The organism is Photobacterium iliopiscarium (assembly GCF_003026395.1).
Classification (GTDB): Bacteria; Pseudomonadota; Gammaproteobacteria; order Enterobacterales; family Vibrionaceae; genus Photobacterium; species Photobacterium iliopiscarium.
In genome coordinates, this window is record NZ_PYOO01000036.1 from 1 (window position 1) to 836 (window position 836).

General features: G+C 39.1%; 1 protein-coding gene. It reads right to left on the minus strand.

The annotated features are described in order from the left end of the window. On the minus strand, positions 1-614 hold a 614-nt coding region (locus C9J51_RS19340; RefSeq protein WP_280522924.1), incomplete at its 3' end, for an Orn/Lys/Arg decarboxylase N-terminal domain-containing protein. Positions 615-836: the final 222 nt, after the last annotated feature.

The following is an 836-nucleotide window of genomic DNA, read 5'->3' on the forward strand; positions in this document are numbered from 1 at the left end:
GCACGTTCGATACCCATATCGGTACGGAACAAGTTTTCGCCGAAGAATTCAAAGAATTGGTTACCAGCAGGGGTCTTAGTAAAACCGATACCACCTTGGTGACCAGGTGCAGACCATGAGTACTCATGGATGTCGTTGTAGTGCATCATCGCTTTCATGAACGGTGGTAGCACTTGTGCACGGTAACGACGCATTGAAGCAACGATACGGCCAGCAACGAAGTCAGCAGTGTCTTCTAGTACTGAGTAACACTCATCAACACGTTCCATTAACTGGCGGTTGTTAAGGATAGACGTACGAGCACGCTCTGCTAGTAGAAATACAGGCACTTCAGATTGACGAGCTTGAAGTGCGCTTAATAGCTCAACTTCTTCGTTAGAATTAACGATTTGCTCTTCAGTTTTTTCAAGTGCTAATACTAGGCTATCAATTTGAGTTGATAGAATAACCGCACGCGCATCTTCATAAGAAGTGGCTGTAATAATTTCGATAGAGCGGTTTTGTAGTTCAGCAACAAGCGACTTAGTTGCGCGGTCTGCAAAGCTGTTTGGAGTAATATTTTGGTGCTCGATAACGAGAGCACGCATTTTATTTGTACTACTATTATTGTTCATAATAACGCCTGAATAAAATGGTGGATAACAGGTGTGTTTTAACCCGACATAATGACTATGAAGAATTAAAAAGCCTGACCGAATATTTTAAGAAGGGAATAAATAATGCTGTTTATTAATATCACTATTAATTGTGAGCGTATTTATTATTTATTCCCATTTCCGTTCTAGTTAGTTATTAATAAATTGCTTTAGTATCGAATTTATTAAATCTTTTAATTA